10 protein-coding genes are annotated in these 13,249 nt (G+C 56.7%); 6 read left to right on the top strand and 4 right to left on the bottom strand.

Features of this window, described 5'->3' with window-relative positions; genetic code table 11:
* Positions 1-35: 35 nt before the first annotated feature.
* Positions 36-200, bottom strand: a complete 165-nt coding sequence (locus tag M5C01_RS13735) for a hypothetical protein (RefSeq protein ID WP_165933340.1) — start codon at positions 198-200, stop codon at positions 36-38.
* A gap of 144 nt (positions 201-344) precedes the next feature.
* On the opposite strand from M5C01_RS13735, the gene M5C01_RS13730 reads away from it, so the two are divergent.
* From M5C01_RS13730 to M5C01_RS13720, 3 genes are all read left to right on the top strand, one after another.
* Positions 345-962 (top strand): sel1 repeat family protein, encoded by a 618-nt coding sequence (locus M5C01_RS13730; protein WP_152739934.1) that lies wholly within the window; start codon positions 345-347, stop codon positions 960-962.
* The gene (locus tag M5C01_RS13725) at positions 952-1,209 is read left to right on the top strand and encodes a hypothetical protein (protein WP_055137468.1); all 258 of its coding nucleotides are present in this window, start codon (positions 952-954) and stop codon (positions 1,207-1,209) included. The genes M5C01_RS13730 and M5C01_RS13725 overlap by 11 nt, the downstream gene beginning before the upstream one ends.
* Positions 1,210-1,445: 236 nt before the next feature.
* Positions 1,446-2,198, top strand: coding sequence for an NAD-dependent deacylase (locus M5C01_RS13720; RefSeq protein ID WP_152739935.1), 753 nt, complete (start codon positions 1,446-1,448; stop codon positions 2,196-2,198).
* Positions 2,199-2,226: 28 nt separating this feature from the next.
* On the opposite strand, the gene M5C01_RS13715 is transcribed toward M5C01_RS13720, so the two are convergent.
* The 3 genes from M5C01_RS13715 to M5C01_RS13705 form a co-directional block, all read right to left on the bottom strand.
* Complete coding sequence (locus tag M5C01_RS13715; protein ID WP_152739936.1) at positions 2,227-2,763, bottom strand: GIY-YIG nuclease family protein; 537 nt, start codon at positions 2,761-2,763, stop codon at positions 2,227-2,229.
* 65 nt (positions 2,764-2,828) lie between these two features.
* Entirely contained in the window at positions 2,829-3,842 is a 1,014-nt protein-coding gene (locus tag M5C01_RS13710) for a WYL domain-containing protein (RefSeq protein WP_178129882.1), read from the bottom strand.
* A gap of 93 nt (positions 3,843-3,935) precedes the next feature.
* The gene (locus M5C01_RS13705) at positions 3,936-6,023 is read right to left on the bottom strand and encodes an ATP-binding protein (RefSeq protein ID WP_152739938.1); all 2,088 of its coding nucleotides are present in this window, start codon (positions 6,021-6,023) and stop codon (positions 3,936-3,938) included.
* Positions 6,024-6,246: 223 nt separating this feature from the next.
* Here M5C01_RS13705 and M5C01_RS13700 point away from each other — a divergent pair, with 223 nt between their 5' ends.
* Genes M5C01_RS13700 through M5C01_RS13690 form a run of 3 tightly spaced genes read left to right on the top strand, consistent with a single transcriptional unit; the run spans position 6,247 to position 13,182 of the window.
* Positions 6,247-7,461 carry a hypothetical protein gene (locus tag M5C01_RS13700; protein WP_152739939.1) on the top strand — a complete coding sequence of 405 codons (1,215 nt, stop codon included), beginning with the start codon at positions 6,247-6,249 and terminating at the stop codon, positions 7,459-7,461.
* Complete coding sequence (locus M5C01_RS13695; RefSeq protein WP_152739940.1) at positions 7,458-9,452, top strand: hypothetical protein; 1,995 nt, start codon at positions 7,458-7,460, stop codon at positions 9,450-9,452. The genes M5C01_RS13700 and M5C01_RS13695 overlap by 4 nt, the downstream gene beginning before the upstream one ends.
* Entirely contained in the window at positions 9,436-13,182 is a 3,747-nt protein-coding gene (locus M5C01_RS13690) for a helicase-related protein (RefSeq protein ID WP_152739941.1), read from the top strand. Before M5C01_RS13695 ends, M5C01_RS13690 begins: the two co-directional genes overlap by 17 nt.
* The last annotated feature ends 67 nt before the right edge of the window (positions 13,183-13,249 follow it).

The raw sequence follows: 13,249 nt of genomic DNA, 5'->3' as shown, positions 1-13,249 counted from the left end.
CTTGTTGAGGGGAGGGATCCACAGGTGGAGAAACGTCAGCGAACCTGAGTGGGAGCGTTGAAACACTTGTAACCGGGATACTGGGCTTCGGCAGTGACCTTGGCCATGGCCGAGCTCACTGCTTGTACGGTGATGGTGAAATTGGCTTGCGGACCGGCAGTGGCGATGGAGCGTTGCATGAAGGCGCTGTAGGTTTTCATGAGTGCTGGCTCTGGGTTGTATTGATGAGCCTTCATTGTTGTGATCAGCCGCGACAGGATGTGTCGTGATGCGTGTACGACACAAAATGTCGTTGTCATTTCGATAATGAGCCCTATCGAATGATCAACCGGAAGGCTGTCCGAATGAGCCCTGATGAAAAAGTATTCCAGTTTCTGGATGCCCTGTTGCCCGATGCCGAGAGCATGCGGTTTGTCGAGTCGCGGTCGCCATGCGTTGCGGATGCAGACATTGGCATGCCGTCCTTGAGAGTGTTGAAAGCGCCTGTCGACGGCAATCTTGCCTACCTCACGATCAAGGCCGCGAGCCCCCTGGTCACCATGGTCGATCCCGCGTTGCTGCGCATTCTGTATCGTTCGCTGCGCGATGACGCGCTCGCCTCAGACCCGGATGCGCTCAATGATCTTGGCTGGCTATGGATCAACGGTCGTCGCGTCCCTTTCGATAGCGTCCTCGCTCGGCGGTTGTTCAAACTCGCGTATGTGTTGGGATCGGGTGAGGCGGCATTCAATCTTGGCGAGCAAGCATGGTACGGCCGAGGCATGTGCGTTAACCAGGACCTTGCGACCAGTTACTACGAGCAGGCCTATGAGCGCGGCATCACGTGTGCGGCGCAGGCGTTGGGGCGTTTGCATGAAAAAGGACTGGATGGCCAGGCGCCAGACTTTGCCAAGGCTACGCACTGGTACCGGTTGGCTGCCGGAGCTGCGTTTGCGTCAGGAGAAAAATGCTATGGGTTTTGAGAGTTGGGCTTCGATGGCGATGCTGGGGCTGATCCTTTCAGTGCTGGTTGCGCTGTACACGCGATGCGGCAAAACCTGGCGTTTACTCAGCGATTGGCATGTCACTGCGCAGGAGCGTCGAACTCGCGCGAATTGGCATGCCGAGGAAAATTGCGAGCTCAGATCGGCGCTGCGAGCGGAAAAGGCTCATGTGGAACAGCTACAGCGCAAGGTGGAAATTCTGCAGGCCTTGCTGCCTGTGGCGTAAAGCGAGCGTGACAGAGGAGTAATGACATGCCCATAAGACCAAGACCCTTCACATTTGTCTGTGGCAAATGTGGCTGGAAGAAAACGGTCGTGCCACTTAGCGATGCCCTTGGACCGGGGGATTGGTGCGATCGATGTGAGAAATGTGGAAACGAAGCGTTGACCCGGCAACCGGCCAAGATGATTGATCGTACGTTGGCTGAATGGTTTGCCCGGTTACGTAGATAGGACGAAGTCATGATCGAATTCCAGGGGCAGCGTTTGCGTGATGCTTCCCATGTGGTCGTATTTACTGGCGCGGGAGTTTCTGCCGAGAGTGGCATCCCGACGTTTCGTGACGCCTTGACTGGCTTGTGGGAGCGTTTCGATCCAGCTGTATTGGCGACCGCCGACGCATTTCGCAACGACCCGGCATTGGTGTGGGGATGGTATGAATGGCGACGCTCAAAGGTCCTTGCCGCCAAACCAAACTTCGCCCATTTGGCTATTGCCGAACTCGCTCGGTTAGTCACCAGGCTGACGGTCATTACTCAGAATGTCGATGATCTGCACGAGCGTGCGGGTTGTCATGGAGTGATTCATTTGCATGGCAGCCTCCACTCGCCGCGCTGTTTTGCGTGTGCCCGGCCTTTTGAGGGGACCACTGATCAGTTGAATGATCATGAAGACGGACGCAGGATCGAACCGCCACGCTGTCGACATTGTAACGGCAAGGTCCGGCCGGGCGTGGTCTGGTTCGGTGAGTCGCTACCGGAGCAGGCATGGCGTGTAGCGTTGGCGGCTGTCAGAGATTGCGATCTGCTGCTTTCGGTGGGGACTTCGGGGCTGGTACAGCCAGCGGCGGAAATTCCCCGGATCGCCAGGGAACATGGCGCTGTAGTTGTGCATGTCAACCTGCAGCGAGAATCGGTCCATGGAGAAAGGGAGTTCAGTCTCGTCGGCAAAGCGGCAGAAATACTGCCGCGGTTGCTTGCTCAGGCAAACGAATAGCGGACGCCGTCAACGGTCAGCGAATTGCTTAACGAGCGCCCTGTCTGCCGAACATGGGTCTGTTCGAGGCCCACAAGCCATCTTCTATCGCCTGGACGACGGCACCGTCGATCTCTTTACTGAATCGCCAGGCTTGAATGCGCAACATTCCCTCGTGTTCTGGCAGCCAGTGGCAGAGCTGCATGGCGTAGGTACCTTTATTGCCGAAGCCCAGGTGTTGTTTGATCCGCGAATCCAGGTCGGAGGAGCTCCCAACATACAACAGTGCTGACGCGGGATTGAGACGGCAATACGCCCGATCGTTTTTCCGAGTCTCCTTGGCTTCCTTAAATGCGCCGTAGAGCTCTTTGTATGCATCGCCTTCAACTGAAAACTGATAGATGTAGCGCGCTTTGGAAGAGGACCAGGTCTTCAGAGTTCCCAAAGCTTGAGCGGGATAGCCGCTGCGGATCTCACTGAAAGGAATGCATACGTCATGGAGGCTATCGATAGGTGTGCGTTCGACGTGGCTGGCCAGATCACGCAGATTGCTGGCGATGTCGGTCAGCGTGGAGGGTGTGAGCATGTGTTTCTACCTTGTTTAGCATTCGACCAAAAAATAGGCCGGTCGCGTCGGTTGCTTATAACAAGCTAAATTTCTGGCTCATACGCCGCAGCGGCGCGGCGCAATGTATCGCCTACCTGTTGGCGCAGTGCTGCCGGTTCCTGCACGACCAAAGAATCGCCCAACGACAAAATCCACCAGTGCAATTGCCACGTATTGTTGACAGTGGCCTGCACCTGATAACCGTCCGACAGTGCTTCGAGTGCCATGTCTTTACTCAGTGGCGTCTCTCGAATCAACCGCGCCTGGTGTTCACTCACCCAAGCCTTGAAGCGGATTTTCTCGGGTTTGCCGAACTGCAGGGCATCGGTGGCAAGGTAGGTTTGTAGCTCGAACGACTCCAGCCCCTGGCATGGCGTGTCGAGCACCGTTACCGCACGAAAGCGATGCACCGCGAACTGACGGACATCGGTATACGGCGCGGCAGTGGCGATGAGATAGGTGATCAGTCCACGCTGGACAATCGCCAGGGGGTTGAGAGTCAGTACACTGAGTTTGTCGGTGTGTGCCGAGTAGTACTGACAATGAACTTGCTGTTCGCTAATCAGGGCATGCTGCAGTGCCTCCAACGTTTCTGCCTGGATTTCCGGAGCTCGAAGATTGAAATCCGCCCGAACGCTCGCAACTTTGTCGGGCCAGCGCGCGGCGGGGTTGCCGTCTTCGAGGCCTTTGAGTTTTTGCCGGGCATGCTCGAAGCGCGGTTCCAGCACGCTCAACATGCTGCCCGGGAGCAGTGGACGGATTGCATCTTCGACCAACGCAAGACTTACGGCTTCAGTCAGAGTAATGCCCTGCAACTCGACGCTCACGCCCGGTTTCCAGTACCAACCGAAGGGCGTACCACCATCGTTGCACTGCAATGGAAACACCAGGGACAGGTCACGCAGGTCGCGCTCGATGCTGCGTCGGCTGATGGAATAGCCAGCGGCGGTCAGGCGGATCAGCAATTCACTCACTGTGATACCGGGGGGGCGTTTGGGCAGCTGTTGCAGTAGCTCCCATTGACGGCTCAAAGCGCTATGGGTCTTGGCTGAAGGCAAGAGAATCATCCTTGTAGTGTTGAAGCTGGCCTTTGGCTGGCGAATAAGCAGGTTGTCTGCCTATCGGCGACAATCCGGCAACCTTTAGTTTGGTTAATGTATGAAACCGATAGGGCGCTGCTGTCCGATGGACTTCAATCGGCACTCGGCAAGCAGTGCCCCTGCCAACTCTTCAGCATTGGCGAATGGCTTGAAACGCCCGCGACGCGCGACCGCTGCGAAATCGCCGGGAGTCAGGTATGCCTCACTGCGCAAGCGAGTCGCAGCACTGTTTTGTGGGTCCTTGAGCGCCAGTGCTTTTAGATGGGCGGCAAACAATGCCTGAGCCTGAGCGGTTGCCAGGTAGCCGAAATGAACCTTAAGGTCAAAGCGCCGCAGAGAGGCTTGATCCAGATCGAGGATCAGGTTTGTGGAGGCAATGAACAGCCCTCGGTAGCAATCCATTTGCGTGAGCATTTCATTGACCGCAGTGACCTCCCAGCTTTGCCGCGCCTTGCGCCGGTCCTGCAAAAAACTGTCGACCTCATCCAACAGGAGTACAGCGTCTTCTCGTTGCGCGAGCTCGAAGGCGCCCGCCAGGTTCTGCTCAGTCATTCCCACGTAAGGGGATACGAGGTCGGAGACTCGCTTGACCATCAGCGGCTTGCCCAACTCCTGCGCCAGCCAGTGGCCAAATGCGGTTTTGCCAGTGCCCGGTGGCCCGTAGAAACACAACCGTGCCTGGGGATGAGAGCGCAAACCGTCAACCAGTCCGTCCAATGGGAGGTCTGCATTGATCCACTCCGTAGAATAGAAAGTTGGCAAAGCGCTGTCGGTGTGCTGAAGTTTTTCGAAGCCTTGAGCTTTCAGCGTGCCGTCGACGATGCAGCGAATAGTGTTATCCAACGCCTTGCTGGCGCGCTGCGACACGCTGCGTCCTACGCGCACTGCTCGCTCCAGCACGGCAGGCGTCATTCGTTCGTGTGCGCTGAGATGTTCGATCAGCTGATCGCTCAATTTGCCACCGCCACACTCGCGCAGCATCCGCTTGCGTTGTGCCTGTGGCGGGTTGGGGACCTCGATCACCATATCGAAGCGTCGGATATGGGCTGCGTCGATAGCCTCTATGCTGTTGCTCAGCCAGAAACACGGCAGTTTATTTTCTTCCAGCATGCGATTGATCCAACCTTTCTGCGAGCGACTATCGGCGTCTGCGCTGGCGGTCTGAAAAATGTCTTCGATCTCATCAAGTACGAGCAAGGCGCGTTGAGAATGCAGCACGCTGTTGGCCGCCCGCAGTGAGCACAGGCGTTGCTTGGCGGACACCGGGTCACCATAGCTGTCAGTGCAGGCGACTTCGTACAGAGCACTGCCGAGGTTTTTAGCGATCAGACGACTGAGTTGAGTCTTGCCGGTACCGGGCGGTCCATACAGCAGAATGTTCACGCCTTGACGCCCCTGGGCCAAGGATTTGCTCAGGTAACGCTCGGCGATCATCAGTGGCTGTCGGACATGACTGTAATGTCCCCAGTTCAAGCTGCCGGGTGGACTCAAACGGAACGCATATGCGAACAGCTCCAGTGGCGTGCCTTTGCTGAAGCGCAGGAGGCCAGGCAGATCCGGGTTGCTAACCGACAACATCGAACTCAACGCCATGACGGAACGGTGGTTATTGCTTATTTCCAGCAGTCCGGTGCGCATCAGTGCGCTGTTATGCGCCAGGCAAGCCTCGACCTCCGGCAGGGGCAGACCCAATAGTACGGACAGCACTTTTATTGCACGGTTGAGCCCCAGCATTCCCAGCTGATCTGTCGCATCACTGAGTGTCGGATCGGTGTGCATCAGTACGCAAAAACCGAGCACCTGAAGCTCTGCGTCGACTAAACCCAACAATTCACCCATTGCCTCAAGATTGGTCGCCAGGCTGTCCGGGTAGGGCGCATGCAGAGGGTCGGCGTTGAAGCTACGAGCACCTTTGCGCAGTGTCGCCAGAGCAAGTGCGGGACTGTAATTGTCGTCGTCTATCCATTTGGCCAGACCGAGTTCATGAGCCAGATCCTCATCATTGAGGCCGTGTCGGCTGATAAAGGTGCGATGTCCCCCCAGGTCCAGCAGCAGCTGGAAACTCCACTTCAGCGAGAGCGCACAGGTGTCAACGGCGCGGCGACTGCCGTGTGCGAAAGGGATTAATCGGGTTCCCATGCTTGATCTCCTGATGCTGTGGAGGCGGCAGGGTAGAGCTAGCAGTGGTCAGAATGTGTCGTGGTTGTCGTGCGTATTGAGCGATGTCATATTGCCTTCCGCTCTCGGCGACCCACTAGATGCCAGATCACTGCAGACGACACATTTTGTCGGTGCCTGGTGATATTGCTGGTTTAAACGCCTTGTTCAGTCCGGCATCAGCCTTCTCAAGGAGCGAGTTTTCATGCTTACCGTTCTGTCTCTGCTGGATAACAGACTACGTCCTAAAGGATCACGAGATCCCTTGGCTATTGAGTCCATCTGGAGCTCGGTGGGGCGAAAGGCGGTGGGTAACCTTACAACGGTCACCAGCCGCATGAGCCATTTCATGGTCGCGTTGCTGGCCTGTCGATACGCCCATGCAGGCACAAAATCCCGTCCTCTTGAAGAGGTACAGCAGCGGTACGCGCGCGCCGAGCAACTGTCAGCTTACCTGCGACTGCATGACTCTGTTAAAGCAGGGCCACTGGGAAGCCAGCTTGCTATCGCCAATCTCAAGCGCGATTCGATGGAATTGGGCATACACAAGAAGGCGCAAATACTCAGCAATCAACTCAGCTATGGGTTGTGGGGGCTGTATTCCTATGCACTACAGGCAGCGGGCCTTATCAAAGGCAGTGAAAGACGACTGACTGACCGAGGTATGGCACTCACGGACCTTATGCTGCAGGTGTTGGGTGACTCTCGGTGGCAACGCTTCGAGGATTTAGCCGGCCGGAACAATGTGACCCGGGCGCAACTGTCCCTGTTGGCGCCCGACTTTGCCGCGCTGCTCAATGACAAAAGCCTACGCAAGCACATCGTTCTGGCGCTGCTGAATTACCAAGGGGCTGGCCCCCTGCAAGTCGCGCTGTTCGAGGCGGTCAACGTGTGGCTCCTGTTGCTTGGCGATAAATCTTCAGTGCGTGATTTCATTCAGTGGGCGCTGACCGAGCAGAGTGTCGACCCCCAATTGCAGGATGTTCTAAAGCAAATTTTGCTGCTGCAGCCGGTGCTGGTGTTTGCCAATACGCTTGTTGCCTGGTTGCAAAGCCAGAAAGGCCGCAGCCGCAGCGATTTGATCGACGACTTGAGTCCACGGCTCGCGGCGCCATTTCTACCGTTGGGCTGGAGCAGGCCGGGGTTGCCGCATTTATCGTTCCTGCAGAGCCTCGTAGAGGCTGCCAACCGCGGCGATGCCTCTTCGGTAATCGAGCAGATCGTCATCCAGAACAGCGCAGTGATGGGTCAGAGAGGTGGAGCCGCGTGGCTTCACTGGGAGGCAGACAAACTCAAGGTTCGGGTTCCCGTGGATCGGGCCCGGTTGCCTGAGGATCTTTCCAGTCACTGTGGCAAAACTTGGGATTACAGCTTTTTTCTTCATTCCTTCCTGACCATTGCCAAGGCCGGCCATCAATGAAAGCACACACCATCAGTGACGCGTTCAGGGCCTGTATTGGTGAGCGCGAAGTGACCTCGGCCTTTTTCACCACCTACAGCTTCGAGCCAGACTTCTTTGAGCAGGAAGTCATCCCGCTGCTATTGGGCGATCAGGCACTTTCAAGTCAGATCGATATTCGCTCAGTCCAGTTGCAGGCATTGATGCAGGACAAGGGCCGGCGCTTTGCCGTGGTGCATGACGTGGATGTATTCAACCCTACTGCAGGCAGTCGTCTTGAGGTCGATTATTTGCCTGTGCGGATCGGCAGGGGGTGCCAACACGCCAAGATGGCAATATTGGTTTTGCAGGAAAAGGTCGGACAGACACCGACGATTTTGCTGGTGGCCGGGTCGTTCAACCTGACCAGAGCGGGATGGTGGGAAAATATCGAGGTTGGTCATTTTGTCGAGCTGCAAGCGACTCGTGCGCCTGCCAATATTCTTGAACCCATGCGCCGTGCACTGCAATCTTTTCAGGCAGTCGCGCCCACTCCAGTCCTGGATGAAATCATAAATGTACAGGCGGAGTGGTCGGCGAGCGCCGATGACCCTGATTGCAGCTTCTATTTTTCCGGGGCAGCTTCTGGCCGTTTGGCTTTTCTCGATTTCATTGGCCAGCACCCCCACACATTACCCGCAGCAAAGGGCGCGGCCACGCTCGAGATTGTCAGTCCTTTCTTCGGTGAGAAACCGGACAGTGGTGATACTCAGAAACTGATGAGCCTGTTCTCGACAGTCCGTCTGCTGCTGCCTCGGGATGAGGATAAGCGGGCACTTGTCGATCCTGGGGTATTTGAAACATTTCATACCGGGCAATGGTGCGGCTGGGCCTCTGCCTGGCACGACAGCCACCAGGTCATCGGAGCCCCCTTTCGCCGGGTACATGCAAAAATTTTCCAGGGGCGAGGAAAACGATCCTGGCAGTTTGTGGGATCAGTGAATTTCAGCCACAAGGCATTCCGGGAGAATGTCGAGGCTGGTTTTCTTCTGCAAGGAAGTAATTTCACATCGTTGCTGGAGCCTTTGACGGCCCTGCCTTCGGAGTTTGCCCCTGGCTCGGATTTGCATAGCGCTGAAGCTTCGGAAGGACTGGCAATGCCGGTCTTGCGCCTGGCATACGACTGGGACAGTCAAATGCTGGAGGTGACAGCACAGGATTCGATCAGCGGTGAGCTGACATTTCTGGACAACCCGACGCCAAGCCTTGTCCCGATGGTTTTCGCGAAGGCAACTGCGCGCACGCTGTTGCTGCCTGCATTGCGCGACCATCTGGAACGCTCTTCGCTGGTCAGGGTGCGCTGGCAGTCAGGTGCCGAGTGCGTGGAGCGTTACCTGATGGTGTCGCAGCGCAACATTTACTCCCGTCCCAGCCAACTGCCAGCCATGGACTTGCAAAGCCTTCTGCGTTTATTCATTGAGATGCGGCTGAGCAAAAAAATCAGCCAGTTCGGCGAACTGGCTCAACTGATGCTGAACATGCGCGCCGCGCCTGGTACAGCGGATGAACAACTGCCGGAAATGGTGGACGCGGGAGAGGCCAAGAGCTTCTTTGCGGAGTTCTCGCAGGTCAACGGCGCGTTCTGGCAATTGGAACGCAGCCTTGCGTTGGCGGCAGAAGAGAACAACGCAAAAAAACTCGCGTATTACCTCGCTGGCTGTCAGCCCGACTCCTTGAAGGCCTTGCTTGAAAGCGTGGAGAAAGGGGGCGGTGATGAGGAAACGGTGGTTGTGCGCTATTTAACGCTGGTCAGCATGCACGGCTTGTTGACCCGATATCCGCAGCACAGCTGCGCGACCCTGACGAGGCGCGTACAGGCGCTCATTACCGAACTGGAAAATGACGAGCTGTTGCGTCATCTCGACGAGGCCGAAGGTGCGCGCTTCCTCGACTGGTTCAGGACTCAATTTCAGCGTCCCTTGACCGCTGCAAATTCACGGAAGAAGGATGTCCCCCATGCAGCGGATCAATAAGGCCACGGCCGAGGCCGTTATCGATTTTTCCGGCGGCAACCTTGAACTCAAGGGCTTGGCTGAGCAGCAACTGTTGGGCACGGTCGCCCTGTACAACAAACTCGCAGACCATCAGGTGGCGTACCTCGCCGATGAAGTGGGGATGGGCAAGACTTACATCGGCCTTGGTGTCGCTGCATTGATGCGGCATTTCAACCCCGGTCTGCGTGTCCTATATCTGCTGCCGAAAAACAACGTCCGCGACAAATGGATCAAGGACTATCGGGCGTTTGTCCATAGCAACTATCGGCTTGAGGACATGGCGGTCAAAGGCCTGGGTGGCGAGCCGGTCACGCCGTTCAGAGCCTGTCACAATTTGTCTGAGGTGGTTCAGACAGTGGCAAGCGGCAACGAGCGCGATCTTTTTATCTGCACATCGGCCTTCAGCTTTGCCATGGGTAATACCGTTGCTGACATGCTGCGTTGGACCCAGCGCTTTGAGGAGTTGATGCCGCAACATCGCAAGCTTCTGGAAAAGATCGTCAAGCAGTTGAACGCCATGGACGGCAGAAGCAATCCCGGGGGACTCAAGCGGCAGGTCAAGGATGTCTGGGTGAAGGCGTTGGGCGAGATGTTGCCTCGCTTTGACCTGGTGGTAGTGGACGAAGCGCACAACCTGCGTGCTGGCCGTGAAAGCAGTGACCGCAACCGCTTGTTGGCGACCTTGCTGGGCGACAACAAGCGTATCAAGCGCCTGTTGCTGCTGTCGGCAACACCCTACGACCGTCATCTTGAACAGTTGCGTAACCAACTCGCGTTGTTCGGCTTCCAGGGACATGCGGCACTGCCGGAGGGCGGCGATCCGGCCGCCCCCGACATGCACGCGGCACTCAGTCGCTTGTTCGTACGACGCCTGAACACGCTCAAACTTGATGAGGTGGCGCATACCCGCAACATGTATCGTCGTGAGCATCGCAGCGGCGAGGCTGCGGAAGTGAAGATGACCGTGGCGCAAAAATTGTTCGCCGCTCTGCTGCAAAAGAAAGTGAGCGAGCACCTGCAGGAGAACTGCTCCAATCGTTTTGAACTGGGGATGCTGGCGTCGTTCGAGAGTTATCTGCCTGGCGAAAAAAACCGGCCGGTAGAGTTCGATGGTCATGAGGCCGCGGGCGAAGGCGATTCGTTACGGGATGCGGCAGACCGCAGCGTCGTTGAATATCTGGTGGACGATTACGAGAACTCCTTCAAACGCAGACCACCGCATCCAAAAATGGACAGTGTGAGTCAACAGACGCATCGTCTGGCGTTTGTTGAAGGCAAGAAACAGTTGATTTTCGTCCGCCGTGTGCGCAGCGTTTCCGAGCTGAAGTTCAAGCTCGAAGAAGCCTACGACGATTGGATTGGTGACTACATCATCGGCGACAGTGCCGTTGCCAGGAGTTACCAGTTATACCGAACGCGCACGGTCGAACGTAGCCACTCCCTCGTCGAAAGCGATGTCGCCGACGTGTTCGAGGCATCGGCAAGCAGCGACAATTTCTTTACCTGGTTCTACCGAGGCCAGAATCCGGAGTTGGCCAGCATCAAGGGCCTGGGGCCGTTGCCCCACAACTTCCGTAGCACGTTGTTGCAGGGCCGATTGTTCGAGGCTAACTGGTTATCTTTGCCAGGCATGCCCGCCGTGACGTCGTTGAAAATCGATTGGAGCGTGATCGGCAAGAGCGAGTCAGTCGCCAGTCCCGGTCAACGTTATCGATTGGCTCAATATGCGTATCTGCGGGCAGTCGCAAAGCGTGACGATGCAGCCGCGGCAGTCGCCAAGCGCGTGTTGAATGTGTTGTTCGAAGGGTTTCAGGCCACGTGTGACTTGGCTGATCCTTCAGTTCTTGCCCGTGAGCTGGAGCGTTCAACGCTCTGGGATAGCTTGCGGCGCCATGGCGAACTTGCCGTACTGGCACCCGAATGGAGCCCAGAGGTTTTCAACCAACTTGCCACGTTGAACAATGGCGCGTTTGATCGGCTGTTACGCAGGCTGAGTACCCATCAGGAGCTGCTGGGCGCGCTGTGCCGCGTGGATCATCCTTTCATTGATCTGTATTCGCTCAGGAACGCTCGCAAGGACGGTGACGCCGACGGACTGTTCATCGAGGCACTCGTCGAGCTGTTGGACGTTCAGCGAGCGAACCACAGCCCGTTCAGCAGCTATCAGATATTGCGCGATACCGTCGAGAACCTGGATTTGTTGATCAAACTCAACTTTCCGGAGATCTACTCAAGGCCGGTCAGTGGCCTGACCAAGTACCTGGCCACCCAGGTCCGTTCCACTTCACCGATTCGCGGAGCGACCGGTGAGAACAGCGCCAGCCGGACAGCGATTGCCACGCTGTTCCGCATGCCAGGTTATCCACGGGTGCTGATATCCACCGATGTCTTTCAAGAAGGGGAAGACCTGCATACCTTCTGCGACAGCGTCGTGCATTACGGTATTTCCTCTAGCCCCATCGCTCTGGAGCAAAAGGTCGGCCGTGTTGACCGGGTCGGTTCATTGGCACATCGACGCATGCTCTCGGCCGGCACCGGTTATGCCGAGCACTTCATTCAGGTGGGCTTTCCGCACATCCGTCAAAGCATGGAGTTCTATCAGGTACGCCAGGCTGCGGCCAACATGAACGCATTCATTCAAACGCTGCATGCCGTGGGCCACCAGGGACCCCGGTTCAAGCGCGAAGTGGAGCTCCATGAGGAGTTGGTGGACCAGTCGCCCGTGAAGCCGCAGATCCTCGATTTTCTCACCAGCCATTATGAAATCACTGACGAAGACCTTCAGGGCGATGACCGCAGTGAGGCGATAAGGAATCAGGCTAGTGTCATGACGCTGCGTCTGGCTCATGTCAAAACCCAATTGGGGACCACGCTCAGAGATTTGACTGGCGATCCGCAGGCTTTCGTGAGGGACGCTGGTGACGGCTGGCATCTGTCGACGGCGGATTTCGACACGCCGAGCGTTACCGTGCGCAGCGCCGTTGGCATGGCTGAATTGCTGATATCAGCAACGATACCCTGCGATATCGACGAGCCAGGCGACATCCACAGCCCCATCGGCCGCGTCCGCTTCCTCAAGACTCTACAAGCCGACCCGTTCAGACGTGTGTTGCTGGCTCCGATAGCCGAAAAACCCAAGCGATTCGCTTTGCAGTACAACGCCGAAAATTACGCGGGCAGTGATGGTGTGCTTGTCGGTGATGAAATTCTCGACGTCTATCGGCGTGTCTCAGGTTCGAGTTCTACATCCAGCAAACGCACCGAGAAATCGGTCGCACGCATCCACGGGATGGTAGACAGACTTGCACTCGACACTGAGCGCATGAGCATCAGGCGGCTATCGACGTGGAGGCTTGAGTTCCATTTCAAACTGGAGGGACGATACCAACGGGTCCGGTGGGGGTTCAAGGGCCCGTACGTGGTGTTCACCTCCAAGGTTATCGATCACAAATGGACCAGAAGATTGGCGATGTTCAAACAGTTCAGCCAGTCACCGCTGGTGGAGTACACGCTTGGACGCAATTGCCGGTTCGATCTGGTGGACTTCCATGTCGACCAGGACGAGGAACTGAGCGTGCGGGCGTGTCATCCGGTGCAGCATCTGAATGATGAAGAGTTGATGCACATCGCCCATCAGGTCGCCTCTCAGGCGGACAGGCTGGAGCATGTATTGATGGGGCGGGAAGGGGAAATCGGGGACGAAGACTGAGTATCACCGCCAGTGTGAGTATTTTTCCGTGCCTTTGGAATCTGCTGTTCAGCCCCGACACAATCTG

Source organism: Pseudomonas sp. MWU12-2319, assembly GCF_023242525.1.
Classification (GTDB): domain Bacteria; phylum Pseudomonadota; class Gammaproteobacteria; order Pseudomonadales; family Pseudomonadaceae; genus Aquipseudomonas; species Aquipseudomonas gingeri_D.
The sequence above is the reverse complement of the archived record's forward strand: the minus strand, read 5'-3'. Positions and strand labels throughout refer to the sequence as shown.

What these genes read in the sequence shown, in the direction of transcription:
- M5C01_RS13735 (WP_165933340.1), bottom strand. Translation starts at nt 200, where the DNA reads ATGAAAACCTACAGCGCCTTCATGCAACGCTCCATCGCCACTGCCGGT.
- M5C01_RS13730 (WP_152739934.1), top strand. Translation starts at nt 345, where the DNA reads ATGAGCCCTGATGAAAAAGTATTCCAGTTTCTGGATGCCCTGTTGCCC.
- M5C01_RS13725 (WP_055137468.1), top strand. Translation starts at nt 952, where the DNA reads ATGGGTTTTGAGAGTTGGGCTTCGATGGCGATGCTGGGGCTGATCCTT.
- M5C01_RS13720 (WP_152739935.1), top strand. Translation starts at nt 1,446, where the DNA reads ATGATCGAATTCCAGGGGCAGCGTTTGCGTGATGCTTCCCATGTGGTC.
- M5C01_RS13715 (WP_152739936.1), bottom strand. Translation starts at nt 2,763, where the DNA reads ATGCTCACACCCTCCACGCTGACCGACATCGCCAGCAATCTGCGTGAT.
- M5C01_RS13705 (WP_152739938.1), bottom strand. Translation starts at nt 6,023, where the DNA reads ATGGGAACCCGATTAATCCCTTTCGCACACGGCAGTCGCCGCGCCGTT.
- M5C01_RS13700 (WP_152739939.1), top strand. Translation starts at nt 6,247, where the DNA reads ATGCTTACCGTTCTGTCTCTGCTGGATAACAGACTACGTCCTAAAGGA.
- M5C01_RS13695 (WP_152739940.1), top strand. Translation starts at nt 7,458, where the DNA reads ATGAAAGCACACACCATCAGTGACGCGTTCAGGGCCTGTATTGGTGAG.
- M5C01_RS13690 (WP_152739941.1), top strand. Translation starts at nt 9,436, where the DNA reads ATGCAGCGGATCAATAAGGCCACGGCCGAGGCCGTTATCGATTTTTCC.